This is a genomic window from Okeania sp. SIO2B3 (assembly GCF_010672525.1).
GTDB lineage: Bacteria > Cyanobacteriota > Cyanobacteriia > Cyanobacteriales > Microcoleaceae > Okeania.
This window is the reverse complement of record NZ_JAAHGH010000002.1, coordinates 299,137-316,300: the sequence shown is the minus strand read 5'-3', so window position 1 is coordinate 316,300 and position 17,164 is coordinate 299,137. Positions and strand designations below refer to the sequence as shown.

Annotated in this window: 17 protein-coding genes, 2 tRNA genes and 1 pseudogene; 15 read left to right on the top strand and 5 right to left on the bottom strand. The window is 39.3% G+C overall.

Features of this window, described 5'->3' with window-relative positions:
• Positions 1–225 precede the first annotated feature (225 nt).
• A complete protein-coding gene (locus F6K15_RS02495) occupies positions 226–576 on the top strand; it encodes a hypothetical protein (RefSeq protein ID WP_293056640.1) in 351 nt (116 codons plus the stop codon).
• A 277-nt stretch (positions 577–853) separates the two neighbouring features.
• On the opposite strand, the gene F6K15_RS02490 is transcribed toward F6K15_RS02495, so the two are convergent.
• The 4 genes from F6K15_RS02490 to arsB all read right to left on the bottom strand — a co-directional run bounded on the left by F6K15_RS02490 (position 854) and on the right by arsB (position 4,354).
• Complete coding sequence (locus tag F6K15_RS02490) at positions 854–1,069, bottom strand: hypothetical protein (RefSeq protein ID WP_293056638.1); 216 nt, start codon at positions 1,067–1,069, stop codon at positions 854–856.
• Positions 1,070–1,279: 210 nt separating this feature from the next.
• Positions 1,280–1,729 carry a dual specificity protein phosphatase family protein gene (locus F6K15_RS02485; RefSeq protein WP_293056635.1) on the bottom strand — a complete coding sequence of 150 codons (450 nt, stop codon included), beginning with the start codon at positions 1,727–1,729 and terminating at the stop codon, positions 1,280–1,282.
• 2 nt (positions 1,730–1,731) lie between these two features.
• Complete coding sequence (gene arsH, locus F6K15_RS02480; RefSeq protein ID WP_293056632.1) at positions 1,732–2,346, bottom strand: arsenical resistance protein ArsH; 615 nt, start codon at positions 2,344–2,346, stop codon at positions 1,732–1,734.
• Between the two features lie 844 nt (positions 2,347–3,190).
• Positions 3,191–4,354: an ACR3 family arsenite efflux transporter gene (gene arsB / locus F6K15_RS02475; protein WP_293056629.1), complete on the bottom strand. Its 1,164-nt coding sequence runs from the start codon at positions 4,352–4,354 to the stop codon at positions 3,191–3,193.
• Between the two features lie 480 nt (positions 4,355–4,834).
• Here arsB and F6K15_RS02470 point away from each other — a divergent pair.
• From F6K15_RS02470 to F6K15_RS02460, 3 genes are all read left to right on the top strand, one after another.
• Positions 4,835–4,908 (top strand) — tRNA-Val (locus F6K15_RS02470).
• Positions 4,909–5,020: 112 nt separating this feature from the next.
• Positions 5,021–6,157: a site-specific integrase gene (locus F6K15_RS02465; protein WP_293056627.1), complete on the top strand. Its 1,137-nt coding sequence runs from the start codon at positions 5,021–5,023 to the stop codon at positions 6,155–6,157.
• A gap of 577 nt (positions 6,158–6,734) precedes the next feature.
• Positions 6,735–7,550 (top strand): BRO family protein, encoded by an 816-nt coding sequence (locus tag F6K15_RS02460; RefSeq protein WP_293056625.1) that lies wholly within the window; start codon positions 6,735–6,737, stop codon positions 7,548–7,550.
• Positions 7,551–7,627: 77 nt separating this feature from the next.
• Here the strand turns inward: F6K15_RS02460 and F6K15_RS02455 are convergent, their stop codons facing one another.
• On the bottom strand, positions 7,628–7,924 hold the full coding sequence (locus F6K15_RS02455; RefSeq protein WP_293056623.1) for a hypothetical protein: 297 nt from the start codon (positions 7,922–7,924) through the stop codon (positions 7,628–7,630).
• Between the two features lie 332 nt (positions 7,925–8,256).
• Between F6K15_RS02455 and F6K15_RS02450 the strand changes: the two genes are divergently transcribed.
• The 11 genes and pseudogenes from F6K15_RS02450 (at position 8,257) to F6K15_RS38025 (ending at position 17,157) form a co-directional block, all read left to right on the top strand.
• Complete coding sequence (locus F6K15_RS02450) at positions 8,257–8,634, top strand: hypothetical protein (RefSeq protein WP_293056621.1); 378 nt, start codon at positions 8,257–8,259, stop codon at positions 8,632–8,634.
• A complete protein-coding gene (locus F6K15_RS02445; protein ID WP_293056619.1) occupies positions 8,606–8,860 on the top strand; it encodes a hypothetical protein in 255 nt (84 codons plus the stop codon). Before F6K15_RS02450 ends, F6K15_RS02445 begins: the two co-directional genes overlap by 29 nt.
• 24 nt (positions 8,861–8,884) lie before the next feature.
• Entirely contained in the window at positions 8,885–9,103 is a 219-nt protein-coding gene (locus F6K15_RS02440; protein ID WP_293056617.1) for a hypothetical protein, read from the top strand.
• 89 nt (positions 9,104–9,192) lie between these two features.
• Positions 9,193–9,693 (top strand): hypothetical protein, encoded by a 501-nt coding sequence (locus F6K15_RS02435; protein WP_293056616.1) that lies wholly within the window; start codon positions 9,193–9,195, stop codon positions 9,691–9,693.
• Between the two features lie 377 nt (positions 9,694–10,070).
• The gene (locus tag F6K15_RS02430) at positions 10,071–10,637 is read left to right on the top strand and encodes a hypothetical protein (protein WP_293056613.1); all 567 of its coding nucleotides are present in this window, start codon (positions 10,071–10,073) and stop codon (positions 10,635–10,637) included.
• Between the two features lie 293 nt (positions 10,638–10,930).
• Positions 10,931–14,464 carry a plasmid replication protein, CyRepA1 family gene (locus F6K15_RS02425; RefSeq protein WP_293056611.1) on the top strand — a complete coding sequence of 1,178 codons (3,534 nt, stop codon included), beginning with the start codon at positions 10,931–10,933 and terminating at the stop codon, positions 14,462–14,464.
• Positions 14,465–14,494: 30 nt separating this feature from the next.
• Positions 14,495–14,704: a hypothetical protein gene (locus F6K15_RS02420; protein ID WP_293056609.1), complete on the top strand. Its 210-nt coding sequence runs from the start codon at positions 14,495–14,497 to the stop codon at positions 14,702–14,704.
• 626 nt (positions 14,705–15,330) lie between these two features.
• Positions 15,331–15,403, top strand: a tRNA-Ala gene (locus F6K15_RS02415).
• A 197-nt stretch (positions 15,404–15,600) separates the two neighbouring features.
• Complete coding sequence (locus F6K15_RS38035) at positions 15,601–15,723, top strand: helix-turn-helix domain-containing protein (protein ID WP_363267132.1); 123 nt, start codon at positions 15,601–15,603, stop codon at positions 15,721–15,723.
• A 393-nt stretch (positions 15,724–16,116) separates the two neighbouring features.
• Positions 16,117–16,734, top strand: a pseudogene (locus tag F6K15_RS38030) (RNA-guided endonuclease InsQ/TnpB family protein); the annotation flags it as partial.
• A gap of 3 nt (positions 16,735–16,737) precedes the next feature.
• Positions 16,738–17,157, top strand: coding sequence for a zinc ribbon domain-containing protein (locus tag F6K15_RS38025; RefSeq protein ID WP_363267129.1), 420 nt, complete (start codon positions 16,738–16,740; stop codon positions 17,155–17,157).
• The last annotated feature ends 7 nt before the right edge of the window (positions 17,158–17,164 follow it).

Below are 17,164 nucleotides of genomic sequence, written 5' to 3'. Positions count from 1 at the left end.
AACTAAACAACTTTAGAATCAGTTCGGAGAAAGTCAAAACTTTACTGGTCTGACATCTATATATAACCCTAATTCAAGAACGCAACTACAATATTGCTGTGGATGAGGGGTTTGAGTAGCAACCGATGAAGAAATCAGGTCTATTCCCCTGATTATTGTGTTTCAAATCAGGAAATTTCGTAGATAAATCTGGTTTCTGTTTAATTAGTTATTGAGGAATTAATTATGTTTGAACTTTTTGCAAGTATGCTGATAACACAACGGATGGTAGAATGGTATCCCGTAGGAGCTAACCGTAAAGCCACAACTTCAATAAACATGAACACAATTGAATACCTGGGCGATAACTTGTGGGGAGCAGAAATATTAAAGCAATACGACCAGGAAGACGAAGATGGAATGAGAGAAGTCTATATGCGAGTGCAAATTGATTGTAATACTCGCAGATTTCTTCCTATAGTAATCAGACGAATAACTGCTACAGGTCAAGTTATTGTGGAAACAACACTAGAAGGAAATGGGTTTATATCTCCAATAGGTTCAGAAAAAGGAATTTTGACAATATGCGATCGCTAATCAAATCAACAGTTAAAAGTAATATCAAATCCACGGTCATTGCGACGATAGGAAGCAATCTCAGGGGTGTCACGAGATTGCTTCCTTCCACTCCGTTCCAGTCGCAATGACTTACTTGGGTATAGTAGTTATCCGGATTTGATATAATAACCCAACACAACACCATTCAAATTGGAATTTGGTTAGGTTTCACTATCGTTCTACCCAACCTACTTGACTGCATAAGTCCTGCTGATAACTGATAACTGATAACTGATTAATTTCCCCCACCAGCTTTTCAAGCAATAGCTTGACTCGGTTGAGGATCGGGTAACTTCAGGGGAACTAAACCTGCTCCCAACACAAACAACATTGATACCCACAGACAACAGACTAAACCAAATATCTGATCAACTAATCCAGATAAAACTGTACCAGCAAGACGACCACCAGAATTAGCCATATAATAGAAGCCAAAATTTAAAGCTACTTTGTCATCATCTGTAAATGCCAATACCAGGTAGGTAGGAATGAACCGCAGAATTAAAAGCAAACACTACACCAAACAACATCAAACCACTAACAACAACCCAATTAGAAGGTAAACCTAATTGTAACGCAATAGCGATCGCGCCGGGAATACCAGTTAATGTAAACGTCCAAAATTGAATAGTTTTTGATTGTGGTGGCTCACCGGAACCAAATTTTTGTATAAGTGTTGGTGCTAAAAATCTTGCAAAAATTTACTTTGAGCTTCTCGTAAATCAATTTCTGGATTTACACTCAAAATTTTCTCCATGGCATCATTGTAGGTTAACCCAGAAACAATTAAATACGCAGCAATAGCTGTACCTGTTCGTCTTCTACCACTGGTGCAATGAATCGCAACTCCATTTCCCTGACTATTTTGAGCATCAATAAAATCCTGTAATTGCTGAACCTGTTCCCGACTTGGAGGAGTGCCACCTTTAGTCGGTAACCACAGATGAGGTAAATTAGCTTGTTCGTACAATTCCAGATTAGAAGGGTCATCCATCACCGAGACTATTGACCCAATACCTAATGTTTGTAATTCTGGCAATTCTTCTGCCAATGGTTTGCGGACTCCGGCAAGTTTATCTGGAATTACCCACCATAAATTTTCTGCTATCGGTTGAATTGTTTTTTCTTCCATAGTTAATTTTCTTCCTTTTTTTTACGCTCACTATAACGATCTGTCAAATAATCAACCTTATCTCGCAATAATAATGTAAACCTGTATAATTCCTCCATAACATCAACAACGCGATCGCGATACGCTGATTCCTTCATCGTCCCATCTTCATGAAATTCCTGATAAGCTTTCGCTACAGAAGACTGATTCGGAATAGTAAACATTCGCATCCATCTGCCCAAAATTCGTAGGGAATTAACTGCATTAAAAGACTGAGAACCCCCACTCACTTGCATAACCGCCAAAGTTTTTCCTTGAGTTGGACGCACTGAACCAATACTTAAAGGAATCCAGTCAATTTGATTTTTGAGAATACCTGTAATGTTACCGTGCATCTCTGGAGAAGACCAGACCTGACCTTCAGACCATTGACTCAATTCAAGCAACTCTTGAACTTTTGGATGAGAATCTTCCACTCGTCCTCGTAAAGGTAAGTCATGGGGATGAAAAAATTTCACTTCCGCCCCCATTTCTGTAATTATTCGAGCAGCTTCTTCTGCCAACAAACGACTGTAGGAACGTTCGCGCAGAGACCCGTATAGGAATAAAATTCTTGGAGGATGGTCAAAATTTGTCATTTCTGAATTCTATAAGGTGGTAGGTTTTAGGTTGTAGGTTGTTAGGTCGTAGGTCGTAGGTCGTAGGTTTTAAGTTCAGGGCTTACACAAATTAACCTTGAAAACGGCATATGTAGGGGCGTTAGCGGAGCTTTGCGTTAGCAAATGGCATTCGCCCTCACTTGATTTAGTGCTCGTGCGTAAGTCCTGAAGTTGTCAAGAACAAATTTTAAGTTGGCAGTTTCAATATATTCAAAAACAGGACTTATATCATGTTCGGATAATCAGTGATCAAAAAAATTTATCCCTTTTAATCCTTTCTTCCCTTCTGCCTTACTTCCTTCAAAGTGTAAGTATTCAACCGAACATGATATTACGCATGAGGTACGACAAACTAGGATTTGAGATTGCTCTCCGTTCCGGACTGCTCCGCAAACGCTGTCGGTCGCTTCGGACGAAAATACGTTGTACTGCATAAGTCCTCATATCAAATCCGGTTAAACAGTTATAGATAGGTTAACTGTTTAGAAGTCAACCCACCCCTAACCCCTCCCAACCCACCCCTAACCCCTCCCAGGAGGGGAGAGGAAGAACCGAGTCAGGAGGAGAAAGAATTAGAAAGATGAGCGTAGTTATGGCGATTGGAGATTTTTTTATGTCCAATTAAACGGATTTGATATCATAAATTTATACCAATTCACTTTAAGGATGTCACAATGTCATAAATAGTTTCGCTCCTTTAAATGTCAAATGTCAAATAATTGCCCCAAACTATAGTATTATCAAAGTTTTTAGTCGATCAAATCTAACTTCTGACTTCTGAATTCTGACTTCTAACTTCAGTGAAACGTTCTCCCCTACTCCCCTACTCTCCAACAAATGGAGTCTCACAACAACGGGGGTCAATTAATGTTGCCTTCTCTGGTTGGCGAGGGAACCAAAAAGCTGTACGTTTGCAAAATTCTACCAACATCAACATTACCGGTACTTCTATTAATACTCCCACTACTGTTGCTAAAGCTGCCCCAGAATTTAAACCAAATAGAGTAACTGAAGTAGCGATCGCTACTTCAAAATGATTACTAGCTCCAATTAAAGCAGCAGGAGCAGCATCTTCGTAATGTAATTTCATTTTCAAAGCTGCTACATAAGTAATCAAAAAAATAAAATTAGTCTGGAGAAATAGTGGTACTGCTATTAACAAAATATGAAAAGGATTTTCTACAATTAATTCTCCCTTAAAAGCAAACAATAAAACTAAAGTTATCAACAAAGCAGCAGTAGAAACCGGACTTAAATACTTGAGAAACTTACGCTCAAACCATGCTTTTCCTTTATTTTTGAAAATCCAGTAACGACTATACATTCCAGCAGCTAGAGGTAAACCCACATAAATTAGCACCGATAAAACAATAGTTTCCCAAGGCACAGTTAAATTATTAGCTGATAGTAACCAGCGTCCTAGTGGAGCATACAAAAACAACATTGTCAAGGAATTAATCGCCACCATTACTAATGTATGTCCCTGGTTACTGTAGGAAAGATAACCCCACATTAATACCATTGCCGTACAGGGTGCGATACCAAGTAATATTGTTCCAGCAATGTAGGAGTCTGCCAATGCTACTTCTGTACCGCGCAATATTTCTGTACCTGTTAATAGTGGACGGAATAACCAACCGAGGAAAATTTGCGCAAACGCTACCATGGTAAAAGGTTTAATTACCCAGTTGACGACTAATGTTAAAATTACAGGTTTGGGAGTGCGAGCTGCATTTCTGGTTTGGGTAAAGTCTATTTTAACCATGATGGGATACATCATAAAAAATAAACAGATGGCAATGGGTATGGATACTTGATAAATGCTCATAGCATCTAATGCACTGGCAACACCAGGAAATATTTTCCCTAGTGCAATACCTGTGAGGATACACAACGCTACCCAAACAGTGAGATATTTTTCAAAGAAGCTAAGTTGACCCCCTGCTTGTACAGCAGATGTATTTACTTGTGATGAATTTGTACTCATAATTTTTTTAATTAATATTCTGTTCGTTTCGTGAGAACTTTGTACATATTCAGGTTGAATAAAATTGCATTGACTGCGATATCTAGCTGATCGTTGGCATTGAATTGTTTGGCAAGTTTTTTAGTAATAGGGTAGACTGCTGATGCCACAGACACTAAGCATTACTGCCACTCCAATGATAATTATCTTGCTTCTTGAAATCTCTCAGCAGTATTTTTACAGTTTTGTTCATATTTTTTGTATCTGTATATTTCAAAAAAAATTGATATTTTAGACAAAGGTAGTATAACGTATAACGAAAAAAGTGGACGTAAGCACAGACTTACAGATTCCCCCTGCTAGAAGAAAATGTATAGTCATAAGATATTCCTATGTATTTTTCAGTAAAAATATAGGTATTATTTATACGCTACTCATAAAATTTAGACTTTTGGTCTCGAATTGGTATACTTGAATTATGGGTATAGTAAAACCCAGTTTGGACGTATAGCTCAGTTGGTTAGAGCACTACCTTGACATGGTAGGGGTCACAGGTTCGAGTCCTGTTACGTCCATCTTCTGTAATCCCTACCAGTAAAGGTAGTCCTCTGACCAACTAAGCTATAGCTCGACTGAGCTATAACGTCCTTCTCTAGCGCCATTTTCAATCAATAAAGTGGTACTAGAATGGTACGTCAAAAGACAAACAAAATCAAGGCAAAAATTGGCAAGGTAAATATAGAAATACACGGTGGGTCATATAGACTTAGATTCACTGACCCCACAGGTAAACGCAAGGCCATATCTGTTTGTCCCGTAAGCACAGAGGACAGTCTCAAGAAAGCAGAGCTTGTGGCCAAGCAGATAGATTCGGACATGGCTAAATATAAGATGGGATTTCCAGATGCCTATGACCCAAAACTGGCTAAGTATAGACCAGGGTATGTCCCAGTAGAAAAAAGAATTACACTATGGGACTACTGGGAGGATTATAAAAAAAAGAATTGCGATCGCGTAAGCAATTCTAGGCAGGCGACATCCTGGAGGATGGTTAACAGGGTTTTTGGCAAAATAGGTAAAAACGGAACCCACGAAAGGTTTATAGAAGTCGCTAAAGAAATGTACTCTGGAGAAAGCTTGAGAATGATTCAAACTGATATTAATGCAAGCCTAGAGGGGAGCGATATCCGTTTGATTAGGTTTGATAAACCAAAGAAAGACTACGTCAAAAAGAGCCGATGCAAAGAGGTGTGGAATGAGAGTGAAATCAACCAGATACTAGAAGCTTTCAGGTATGATAAATATTCGGACAAGAAAGGGAGACATTCTTTCTATTACCCCTATACAGCCTTCTTAAGCTTAACAGGATGCAGGCCAGAAGAAGCGATCGCCTTAACCTGGGATGACGTTGACTTGGAATCTAGAGTGATTAATATCCGAAAAGCTTATACGCATGGGCATTTAAAGCTATCGACAAAAACAGGTAGAGAAAGAGCAATTCCTGTAAATGACCAATTGAAAAACATTATTGAAGGAAGCCGTGGGGGTAGAACGAAACTAATCTTCCCCTCTCCTAGTGGAAGTTACTTGAACCACCACAATTTTTCTCAGCGAGCATTCAAGAGAGTGATATCGGCACTATACAAGGAAGGCTTGATATCAAAAAAACTGCCCCCATATTCATTGAGGAACAGTTGGATAACTCTGATGTTAAAAAAAGACTTAGATTTAGCCACAGTAGCTAAACTCGCTGGAACGAGTGAGAAGATGATATTAAATCACTACTGGGGAGCGAATGATAATGTCGTGATTCCTGAAATTTAAGATTAAACCACCTTCTGGGTGTCACACATCAACTTAGGGGGATATATTAACTCCCCCCTTATGTATCTGTGACACGACAAATGGTTATTCCAGGCGTTGATTGCGAGATGATATCTTCATTTTTCGTTCGCTAGGTGTTTTTATACTTCTTGTTAGCAAGGTTATTTTGTTCTTTGCTTACCGCTCTGTTTTTCCTCCGGAACTGATTCTAACTTTGATTTTTCTAATTCTTCTAGTGTTTTCATCTGCTCCTGTAGTATCCTAATTTCCTCCGTCAATGCCCCTTTTATTCTTGTTAGTATCAGAAAACCACCGCGTCAATTTACGGTGGTTTAATGTCCATTAATTACTATTTTATGTTGCTAGAGCATATTTTCAGTACTTATATAAATTACTTGTATAATTTATATAATAAGATAAAATATATGCTCGTCTGTGGTGATATCAATTTTAAATGGCTTTAAATTAAGTCACATTGTTAATATACACATTCAAATTTGATTTGTCAACACTTATTTTTTACTTTTAGAATAAGCAATCCTCTCCTTTACTTGTCGCAAGACAAGAGGACTTACATATGAAAAAATGGTTAGCAGTTGAAACTAACCATCAGGACATTATGCTTACCTACAATTTTAACTCGAATAAAGTTCGTGTCGTCATCCTTAACGATGATAAGCCCTACTTTTTCGTAGAGGATATCTGTGAAATCTTGAAAACACCTATTGAAAGACTAAACGAAGAAGAAAAAACTACCTACAAGATATCAGATGAGCAAGAGGTTACTATCACTTCTGAGTTTGGACTATATGACTTAATGTTGGACTCCGTAGGAGAAAGAGAGTTTAAATGTTGGATATTGAAGGAAATTTTACCTGAAGTCAAAGAAGTTGCTGAAGCTGAAAGTATTGATTCACGGGTATTAATTTATGCGTTAGCAATTCAAAAGGAGATTGTTTTCAATGAAGATAGGGGTATCGGTTATCTCAGTATAAAGGCGGTAACAAAGTTGACTGGCGTTAGGGAGCGAGCAATCAAGGAGGCTGTAATTACGTCGGAATCTAAAATCGGACAAGTAGTCTGGAATTCCATACCAAGAAGTACAAAGACCCTTATAACTAATTGGGTGGACGGTCGAGAAAAGTTATCTGATTCTGTCATAACCAAAATCATTGAATACTATGCTTTCGATGATGTCCACGAAAGAGCGAAGAATACCTACAGGGCATTTGCTCCTATGGGTATTCGTAATTGGGTGAAAGAGGCGGTGCAGTACGTCAAAAAAGATTCTACTGACATTGACCCCAAGGAAGTTTTAGCTTCCATAGATGATAAACTGAGTTTGATTCAACAAACTGTCCAGGAGTTAAGTCAACAATTCCCTGTTGAATAATTTACCAGAAGTAAAAGTATAAAAAAAGCATGACTATTCTTTCAGGCCATGCTTGAAGCAGTTAGTTCGTGGTGATGCTAATTTTTACTTTTAGAATCACCACTTTTCTCCTTTACTTTTTGTTTACCGTCATTCTCAACTTCGTTTGTTTTTATAGAATCGCTACTTTCTTTGGCCTTCCTTTTAGCTACAGCTTCCTTATATATTTCAAATTTGTTTAGCTCATCAATGATAATGGGAGCGCCTCTTTCAGCTATATATATCAGAGATGACGACATACTTTTTCCGGAATGTTCTGACAACATTCTTACTACTTCCATCAAGTCGTCAGGGACTGCTACAGACAGAGCTTTTCTCTCAGGCACTTTTTCCAACTCCTTCGATATAACCAATATTTATACTGTTATTCCCTTGACATCTCAAAGGGATATTGAATAAAATACAAACATGAGCAAATAGGAAACACCGACTGGATAGAAGGGTGTCGTCCCTAGAATCACGGGGTAGTTTCCATAGCCCATATCTCATTGACATATACACCATATCCCATTACTAGCAGCTTTGTCTAGTTGCTGCTCCCTTTTCGGTGGACGTTACGAGTATTGACCCTGGTATATCAAACAGGTTCTTTACCAATGACCATCCCCCATAGCGAACAGTTACTTAATGAGGCTATTAGTAAGTAGTAACCTTTACCTAAAAGGAGATGTTCAACGAAAAGACGATCGAGAAAATCAGAGCCAGTATTTTTATCGCGTTGGGCGATAAAGACTTTTTCACTAGAAGTCAACTCTTAGAAGCTCTAAACCGTACAGGACTAAAAATATCTAGTTCTCAGTTTACTAGAGATGTAGAATTGCTCTCTCAGTGTAATATCAAAGGTTTCACCCACTTTAAGTATGACAAGGGCTATGACCGGAAAAGTTGTGAAGCTATGATAGCTTACCGCTCCCTAGCGACTTCTAGAGGGCGCGCTCAAGCCGTGTATCACTTGAACACTATTATTGATTTACTGGAGGATAATGACAACGAACAACGGAGCGATTATACAACAATTGAATGCGAGGCAACAACAGTCTGTTAGGCAGTCTATCCAGTCAGACAATACTGATGACGCTCGCATCCAGGCAAGAAAAGATGCCATTGAGTGGGGACAAGCTTACAAGAAGTATCTCACCGATTACAAAGAAGAGGCTCGGATGATTATCCAAGAGAAAATCTTCAGAGAGAAAGATGAGCAGTTGGAATCATTAGATTTAGACGAATCTATGTTTTTCTCTGCTCTCCCCGGTACTCCCCACATAGGCTGATAACACAAAAAGAAGATGCTCCTGATGAAAAACGAACTTGTCGATAGCATCAGCTATCTCGCCCCTTTGGATGATGACAAACTGTACTCCGCTGTCCTCTTGAATTTGACTGTAGATGGTTACATTCATACGATGTCAGTACCACTGCCTCTTGATGGTAGTCAACACTGTTCATCGATATCAGTAGAAATCGGCTTAGGCTATGAAAAAATCAAAGCGAACAAAACAAACGACACTCATTAACCCTCACTTCTTAGCAGGGTTTACATTAGCAATTTTATTGATATCTTTCCCTTTGATATCAGTAAGTACATTTAGTGAAGGAATTAACGATGGGACTACTAAAGCAGTATTTCGGAAATGATAGCAAGAAAACATCGAGTAAAACTTTAGGCTCTGGCAGTCACGCTATCAATAAAGATGACATAATCTCCGGTGGCGTAATGAGTAGGTTCTCACCCGATAATACTCCCGACTGGCAAGGCATCCAGTCAGTACCAGTTGTACCCTCAGCTCGTTATATGACTCCGGCTGAGGCCAAGGCTTTAACAGCTCACAGAAAACAACTGGCGGAAGCTAAGAAAGCATCAAGGGTAGGATATCAGGAGCTACAACGTATTGACAAGTACGATACTAAGGTAGTTAGTTATCACTCACGGTACGCCAAGAGCAATGCTAGAGAAGGACTGAAACAAACTCGTCAGCTCGCTGGCGTTGGACGTACTCTGCATTCATTAAGGCCGGGCTACGCTGGTATCAATACTGGATTACAGAGAGCGGAAAACTCAGCACAGCAGCAAATTGAGCGAATAGCAAATAACTTGAAACAGTAGTTTTGACCTAACATTGAGAGCGTTCTCAATTTTATATAATAACTTACTTATATACCTGCTTATATAAAAATGATAACTGCTCTCAAGGTTACTTCCTTCTGACGAGCCTACGAATTACATTAAAGGTTTAGCCGGAGTAACACTCAAATAATTATGAATAGCTTATCACAATTTTACTTCTTATGGGGGTGTTTACTGTCAGGTTTAAGCGTATCATCTCTGCTTAACCTCACTATGAAACATTCACCCACTCTGCGTTTGCCAGCTATCTTGCTATCAGGATTCGCGATCGCCGTCTTGGCTTTTTTATGGTTAGAGCCTGAGCTGAGAATATGGTCGATAGTTATCGCTATATGTTTACTCGGAGGTTCCCTAATATGGATCTAAGACCATCTCTCCTACTGGAAATGTTGAAGTCATTCAAAACTTTATTAATCTCCGCAGCAAGTGTCGCCACCTTCTCATCCCTTATCCTCTTTGTAGCACCTACAGCGTCATCCGATACCGCTATTAAGTCACTACTCTACTCAGGTAGCTTACTGTCTGGCTTATCTACCATTGGACTATCCCTAGCTATTAATAGGTACTCACCTATTTTCACCATACTTAGGAAAGCTGATGATGAGACTTTTACTCATACTATAGCTACCTACATCTATGAGCAAAAGCAGGGCATTCCTGAATTGCCAGTTACAGATGAGCCGATTGATATTTATCCGGAGCAACTTCCAGATAACACTTCCACTACCACTAACGAACAATTTCCAACTAGCTTAATCACGGAAGTCGCTAGGTTAGTAAGTGAAGGTAAGTCCGATACTTTTATTATCGAAAATGTGTTGCGATGCAAAGGAAGAAAATATCAAGAGGGCAAAACTAAACTCGCTGAGATTAAAGCCTTAGTAACTCAATTGCAAGAGGACTTTAAAGATAGTGATGTGTGATTCGATTGAAATAGTCAACTAAAGTGGCCACATAGTGATTGTTGTTAATCGCTAGTCAAATGAACTTAAAAGTCAAAGAGAGGTTGTTGCAATATTGCAACAACCTCTCTCATCCGTTCTGATAAAAGTCCTGCTCTAATATTAGAGCATTTATTTTTTTTTACTCGCCACATAACCATTTTCAAAATTGGTCGTTAGAATGAGATCATATTCAAAGTTTTTAAAATAATGCAATAAGTTTTTGAAAACTTTTCATTGCGCAAAAAAAAACACGGTTGACAACCGCGAAGAAAATGATAATAGATAAAAACAATCATAGTGATGTTCATCATAATAATCTATCTAGTACAGAAACGTCAACTCATGCAGGTTGGGTTAGATTCAATAAGCTAGGTGAAAACTGTCCCATCTGTGGAGGTCTTCACAAAAGATGCAAGACGAATGGCCAATTAGTTATTTGTGGTGAAGACTGGCAAGTGCCGGGATGGGAGAATAAGGGGCAAGACAAAGCAGGCATAGGCTATCTCTACGCTCCCGACAGGAATCAGCTATCAGAATACAGGAAGTTACCACAACCTAAGCCAGCACCGCAAGCAAAAAGCACTACGCTAGCACCTAAAGAGTTAAACGATGAATTTTACAAGCTACTAGAGAACGAACCAGTAGAGGACTGGGCGCTAGCTGACCTTAAAAGACGTGGTATTGAATCTACAGGTTTACTTGGTAAATCGTTCCCAAAAGGCATAGTGAGCAGTGAATTTCAACAGCTACCTGGTATTTACTGGGATGGAATGGGCAAACCTAGATTTAATGTACCTAAAAATGCTTACTTCTGTCCTGTTCTCAATGAAGATGGATATGTTATTGGAGGGCAATTAAAAATCAAGGATGGTAAGTATATCTGGTTATCTGGTGGGAGCAAAGGTGGAATTAATCACCACATAAACCAGAAGACTCCGCACACTTTATGTCAGCAAAACATGAGTAAGCGAGTGAGGTTTACAATCAATAAAGGCAAAGGGGATAAGGGTAGAAAAAACGTCATCATTTTTTCTGAAGGCTGCTTGAAAGCACAGGTTATAAATAAACTGTCTGGATACCCGACCATAGGTGCTATTAGTGGTAATTTCAAAGGGAACTGGGATGACGTAGATGAGTTCATCTCTAAGGTAACTAACGGCAATCCTGGGAGATTTACTTTTGCTATAGCTGCTGACGCTGGCAGTGGAGAAAATGATTTGGTTATTCAGAAATATAGAGAATTAGTTGATTACATAAAGAAAGAATATGACAAGGAAGTGCATATCATCTGGTACGGTCAATTCACTAAGATACACAGCGATTTTGATGATAAGTTAGCAACAGGGAATAGAGATTTTAAGTTGATATCATTTAACAGTTTTGAGAAGAAAAACAGAGAGTTCAAAGAGATAGTAGACAGCAAGGTATTCACTCCACATTATAGATTTGAATCTAGGTATCTGCCTGTAAAGGACTATTTCTGGGGTGACAACAAAAACCCTTTAGACGAATTTATTAGCGATGTCAAAAAAAGTATTAAAACGCTGTTGGCACTAAAGTCTCCTATGGGGACTGGCAAGACCGAAGCCCTGAAAAAGATAGTAAATGAACTTGGCATCATTCTCATTGGGTACAGAAACAGCTTATTGAAACAAACAGGAAAAAGGATACCGTCCCTGTATCACATAACAGAAACTGCTAGTCGTCTTCAGATAGCAGCACAAGGTGAGTCTATCTCTTTATGTATCGATAGTATTTGGAAGATAGACCCAGAGGCTGTTAGAGATAAGATACTCGTTTTTGATGAATGCCCTTTAGTGATAGAGCATTTGCTAACTTCAAGTACTTGTAAAGGTAAAAGGATGCAGTTAACGAAGAGATTGACTGAGTTACTCCAAAGTTGTGCTGGAGTGATTATCATGTCAGACCAGCTTACTGACAGAGAGGTTACTCTAATAGAGTCCCTCACGGGGTTTGACAAACAGATAAAGGTAAAGAATACTCACCAGATGCCAGAAAGGAAAATATCTGTTTATGACGACGAAAGTCTATTTCGGCAGATGCTGGTTAATTACATTGAGAGCAACGGAAGAGCATTGATATGTACTGACTCTCAATTGTTTACAGAGTCTTGGAATTTAAAAACAGTAAGCTTACGAAGCGACAGCAAGACGTTAGTGATAAATTCCAGGACTCTGTATCAGAAAGAAGTTGGAGAGTTTCTGAAATCACCAGACGACTGTCTCAATCTGTATGATTACGTCTTAGTGAGTCCTACCGCCGAATCAGGATTAAGCATTGACACCAGAGATTATTTCGACCACATATTTGTCAGGTGGACTCACTTAGGATTGGATGCCTGCGTACAGATGATGCACAGACTTCGAGACACGAATTGTCCTGTGCACCTGTTTACTTACAAAGCTAAGAACCAGGGTAAATATATTGATGACTTGAAGCTTGTCAAATTAGGACGGATGTATTCTCTAATGGAAGACAAGACTAAATACAAGGCTAGGAGCAAAGACTGGGATGTTAGGAAGGCGCTGTTTGATAGCTGCTGTGAGGTCTTGGATTACGACACAAGCTCACCTTATTCACAGTATCTAGATCAACTTGATGAAATTAGATTGCTTGAGCAGCATAATTTTAGAGAACTGATAGTACACGACTTGAAGAGTAGAGGGTACAAGGTTTTTACTCCTAAGAATGTTGAAATAGACGACGAGACTATTAGTACTTATGAAGAGTCGGCCTCAGTCATCTATAACCGTTCGTTATCTATTTTTGACGCTAAAGACTTAACAGAAGCAGAATATGAGTTAGTAGACAAAGTTGAAGCTAAGAATGAACAACAGTCAGGAGAGATAGAGAGGTACAGGCTGAAACAGTTTTTCCCAGGCATAGATGGAACTAACGAGTGGGGAATTGATTTGATAGCAGAGGTGCTATTTAACAACCCAGATGCAAAGACGAAACTGTGGAGACGTTATCTATTGAAAAACAAGGAGCTGAATGATGCTATCAGAGACAGCAAAACTGTCAACAGGGCTATTTATGGCTGCTTTTTGCCTGATATCGATATTCTGCACTCTGAAGTTGATGAATTGTCTAAACTTCCTTTCCACTTATTAGAGAACCCTAGTTTCACGGGCGAATCTCCAACCGTCATGGAGTTCATTGCTATTGCTAATGAAAGCAAGCTGTTGCCCAAGCAGAAAAAGCTCAGTAATATCAGATATCTCAACAATATACTCGACTTGGTAGGATTGAAGGCTAGCAGCATTGGGCAATCAAGAGGCAATGACAGGAAGCGAGAGTACAGACTAGAGGACGTGCTTTGTTATCACGAAAAGGATGAGAAAGGGGGTGTCTCTAGGACTATAATGATGGGGCCTCTGTTAGAGCGGTGTCTAGATACTAGGCGGGATAAACTTATCGGTAAGTACAATTCAGATTATTTCGGTGAGAAAAATGAAGCTTTATCGTCTGATGAAGAGAAATTTGAACCTACCAAACTCAGCAGTGGTAAACACAAGATTAAACCTCCTACCTTGGTCTTAAACAGTAAGTATAGTAAATTTACCAGGGATATAGAAGAGCCAGAAAATCCATTGCCTGAGTTTAAACTATGGGATTACATAGACCTAAAAGACGGCAGGATATATTGTCAGTTCTTGGAGATAGTAGGAGACGTTATTAAAGCTAATTTACCTGGGAAGATAGTAACTTTTTGTACGAATGAAATTAAATTGATTAGAAGGAAGATAGGGGAAAGCTACCCTGTAATCTGGCAAGTTCAGTAAGTCAAAATCATCATCATTTGGAGGAAAACAATGACAAAACAAAGGAAACCTTTCTTTAAAGTCTATACAGAACCTGAGCTTAAAGAAAAGTTGAAATACTACTCCTCGCTATATGGAGCCAACCAGTCTGAAGTAATTAATATGCTCGTCACGGAGTGGGTAAAAAGTGTGGAGAGCCAGACCCCTTTAAGGGACAAACTGGAAATATCGAAAGCCTTAGCCAGTCAAGGAGGGGCGTAATTTTTCTTGTATAACAAATATTTGCAAAAAATACTTATATACAGGCTGAAATGCCCTTAAACCTTAAAGAAATATTGCCTGGTCTCTATTGGCCATGATGATGCGTTTTTTTTGGCCTTCAATAAATCATTACTTTTCGCATTACCTGTTTACTGAAATTTGGCCACTTTACAAGTAGCAAATCGATGGCCATTATTTGAAAAAAATAGTAATAAAAATTCCTTGATTTAGCGCTATTTGGTACAGTATTGGTACATGGAACTAGAGAAGGGCTGTTTAACCCTCAGTAAGCTCTTGATAGGCAGGGGATACAAGATTACAGACTGTCTACCTTGACATGGTAGGGGTCACAGGTTCGAGTCCTGTTACGTCCATATTCTGTAATCCCTACCAGTAAAGGTAGTCCTCTGACCAACTAAGTTATAGCGTAACAGCAACCAATTTTCTTCTGCCAGTATACTGCCAATCTGGAATAAAAATGAAAATATTCCAAAAACAAATGGCCACTTCAAAGATAAAATAAGTATTTTTGATAAAATATCTGTAAAATCTAGAAGTTATAGTATAATTAGGATACTAATCAAAAAGAGCAGTTAGTTTAAAAGAAGCTAAAATGCTCATGATTAGGGGTTATAGCTCAGTTGGTAGAGCACCTCAATGGCATTGAGGGGGCCAGCGGTTCGAGTCCGCTTAACTCCATCAAGTTCAGATAAGGCTCTCATCCTTTCCCGCATATCAAACCATCTCTTGTTTAACATAATGTCGGGCAGAATTCCCTTATCCTCTACAGGTTAGGGATGAATGCCCGACCAGCAAATAAACGGCGAAGCCTCCTGTATCTGTCTTAGTCTTGTGCTATAATTATTTTATAGTCAACCTTAGTTTCCCTGAAACCCTTGTATAGAGCCATCAAAGTTAGAATCTACCCAACTTCTGAGCAATCCCACAAACTCAGTCAAGTTATGGGGTGCGTTCGTTGGTGGTGGAACTATGCTCTAAATCTGTGCAATGAAACTTAACAAGGAAACAGGTAAATGGTTAAGTCAAGTTGCCCTCATTGACATCCTCCCGACGCTGCACTTGCGTGAAAGCGCGGGATTCCTAACCATCGCTGATTAGGTCTTTCTGCTGCCTCTTGCAGAGGAGCTGCGCTAACAATGCACCAGCCTCCAAGGTCGAGCCTCTTTTTGGTCTTACGGTCGCTCCACAGACTGACACTGCTAGCCCAGCAGCCAAGTTTTAAGTCTAACATACTATTTACAAAACCTCAAAATTGATTGGTTTTTCCTGCGGAATGCTGCGCAAACATCCCGACGCTCCCCTTCGGGAGAGCGCGGGTCTTCAACCAACGTTGAGATAAAGTTCTGCCAAAACTCAAGAAATCAGAAGAAACCGCATAGCTAAAAGAATGCTATTCTCAAGCCTTGCAATCAACCACTCTGAACTTAACTAAAGCTTTCAAGAACTTCTTTGATCGAAGAGCTAAATATCCTAAATTCAAGTCCTATCATGGTAAGCAATCATGTCAATACTCTCAAAACTGCCTAGTGGTAGATAAGGAAGTAAAAGTACCTCAAGTGGGGGTAATTAAAGCCTCTATTCATAGATTGTTTGATGGCCAATTAAAAACTGTAACCATTACGAAAACATCAGCAGGGAAATATTATGCTTCATTGTTATTTGACACTGACCAACAGACTCTTGAAGTAGTGACAAAAGGGAAGGTGACAGGGATTGATCTTGGCTTAAAAGACTTTTGTATTACACATGATGGGGAGAAAACATCTAAGTATGCCAACCCCAAACATCTTAAAAAACATGAAAAAAACTTAGCCAGAAAACAGGCGAAGTTAGCCCGTAAGAAAAAAGGAAGTAACTCAAGAGAAAAAGCACGGAAGCTAGTAGCTAGAGTTCACGAACGTATTAGTAATGCCCGTCAGGACTTTCTACATCAATTATCAAGAAAAATTGTTGACAATAATCAAGTAGTAGTCGTTGAGAATCTGAATGTCAAGGGTATGGTTTCCTAGCTCATGCTGCGCAAACGTAATCACAACTTAGCTAAAGCTATCTCTGATGTCGGATGGGGAATGTTTGTCAACTTCCTTGACTATAAACTACAACAAAAAGGTGGTTTATTAGTTGAGATTGACAGATGGTTTCCTAGCTCTAAAACTTGTTCTAATTGCCTCTATCAAATGTCAGAAATGCCATTAGATTTGAGAGAGTGGACTTGTCCGAGTTGTAGCACTCACCACGATAGGGACTCCAACGCAGCAAAAAATATTAGAGCAGAAGGCATTAGAGAATTATCGGTCTTGGGAACCAGGATTGCTGCTTTTCGCGCAGCGTCCCGTAGGGAAGGAGGGGGAGTAAGACCAAAAGGTGGGCGTAAGTCTGTCTTGAGGCATTCCCCTGTGAGTTCAGAAGCCCCAACTTCAACGAAGCGATAGCCGAGTA

Bases quoted from the DNA above. Each gene is read 5' to 3' on its own strand.
- F6K15_RS02495 (WP_293056640.1), top strand. From the start codon at position 226: ATGTTTGAACTTTTTGCAAGTATGCTGATAACACAACGGATGGTAGAA.
- F6K15_RS02485 (WP_293056635.1), bottom strand. From the start codon at position 1,729: ATGGAAGAAAAAACAATTCAACCGATAGCAGAAAATTTATGGTGGGTA.
- arsH (WP_293056632.1), bottom strand. From the start codon at position 2,346: ATGACAAATTTTGACCATCCTCCAAGAATTTTATTCCTATACGGGTCT.
- arsB (WP_293056629.1), bottom strand. From the start codon at position 4,354: ATGAGTACAAATTCATCACAAGTAAATACATCTGCTGTACAAGCAGGG.
- F6K15_RS02465 (WP_293056627.1), top strand. From the start codon at position 5,021: ATGGTACGTCAAAAGACAAACAAAATCAAGGCAAAAATTGGCAAGGTA.
- F6K15_RS02460 (WP_293056625.1), top strand. From the start codon at position 6,735: ATGAAAAAATGGTTAGCAGTTGAAACTAACCATCAGGACATTATGCTT.
- F6K15_RS02450 (WP_293056621.1), top strand. From the start codon at position 8,257: ATGTTCAACGAAAAGACGATCGAGAAAATCAGAGCCAGTATTTTTATC.
- F6K15_RS02440 (WP_293056617.1), top strand. From the start codon at position 8,885: ATGAAAAACGAACTTGTCGATAGCATCAGCTATCTCGCCCCTTTGGAT.
- F6K15_RS02435 (WP_293056616.1), top strand. From the start codon at position 9,193: ATGGGACTACTAAAGCAGTATTTCGGAAATGATAGCAAGAAAACATCG.
- F6K15_RS02430 (WP_293056613.1), top strand. From the start codon at position 10,071: ATGGATCTAAGACCATCTCTCCTACTGGAAATGTTGAAGTCATTCAAA.
- F6K15_RS02425 (WP_293056611.1), top strand. From the start codon at position 10,931: ATGATAATAGATAAAAACAATCATAGTGATGTTCATCATAATAATCTA.
- F6K15_RS02420 (WP_293056609.1), top strand. From the start codon at position 14,495: ATGACAAAACAAAGGAAACCTTTCTTTAAAGTCTATACAGAACCTGAG.
- F6K15_RS38025 (WP_363267129.1), top strand. From the start codon at position 16,738: ATGCTGCGCAAACGTAATCACAACTTAGCTAAAGCTATCTCTGATGTC.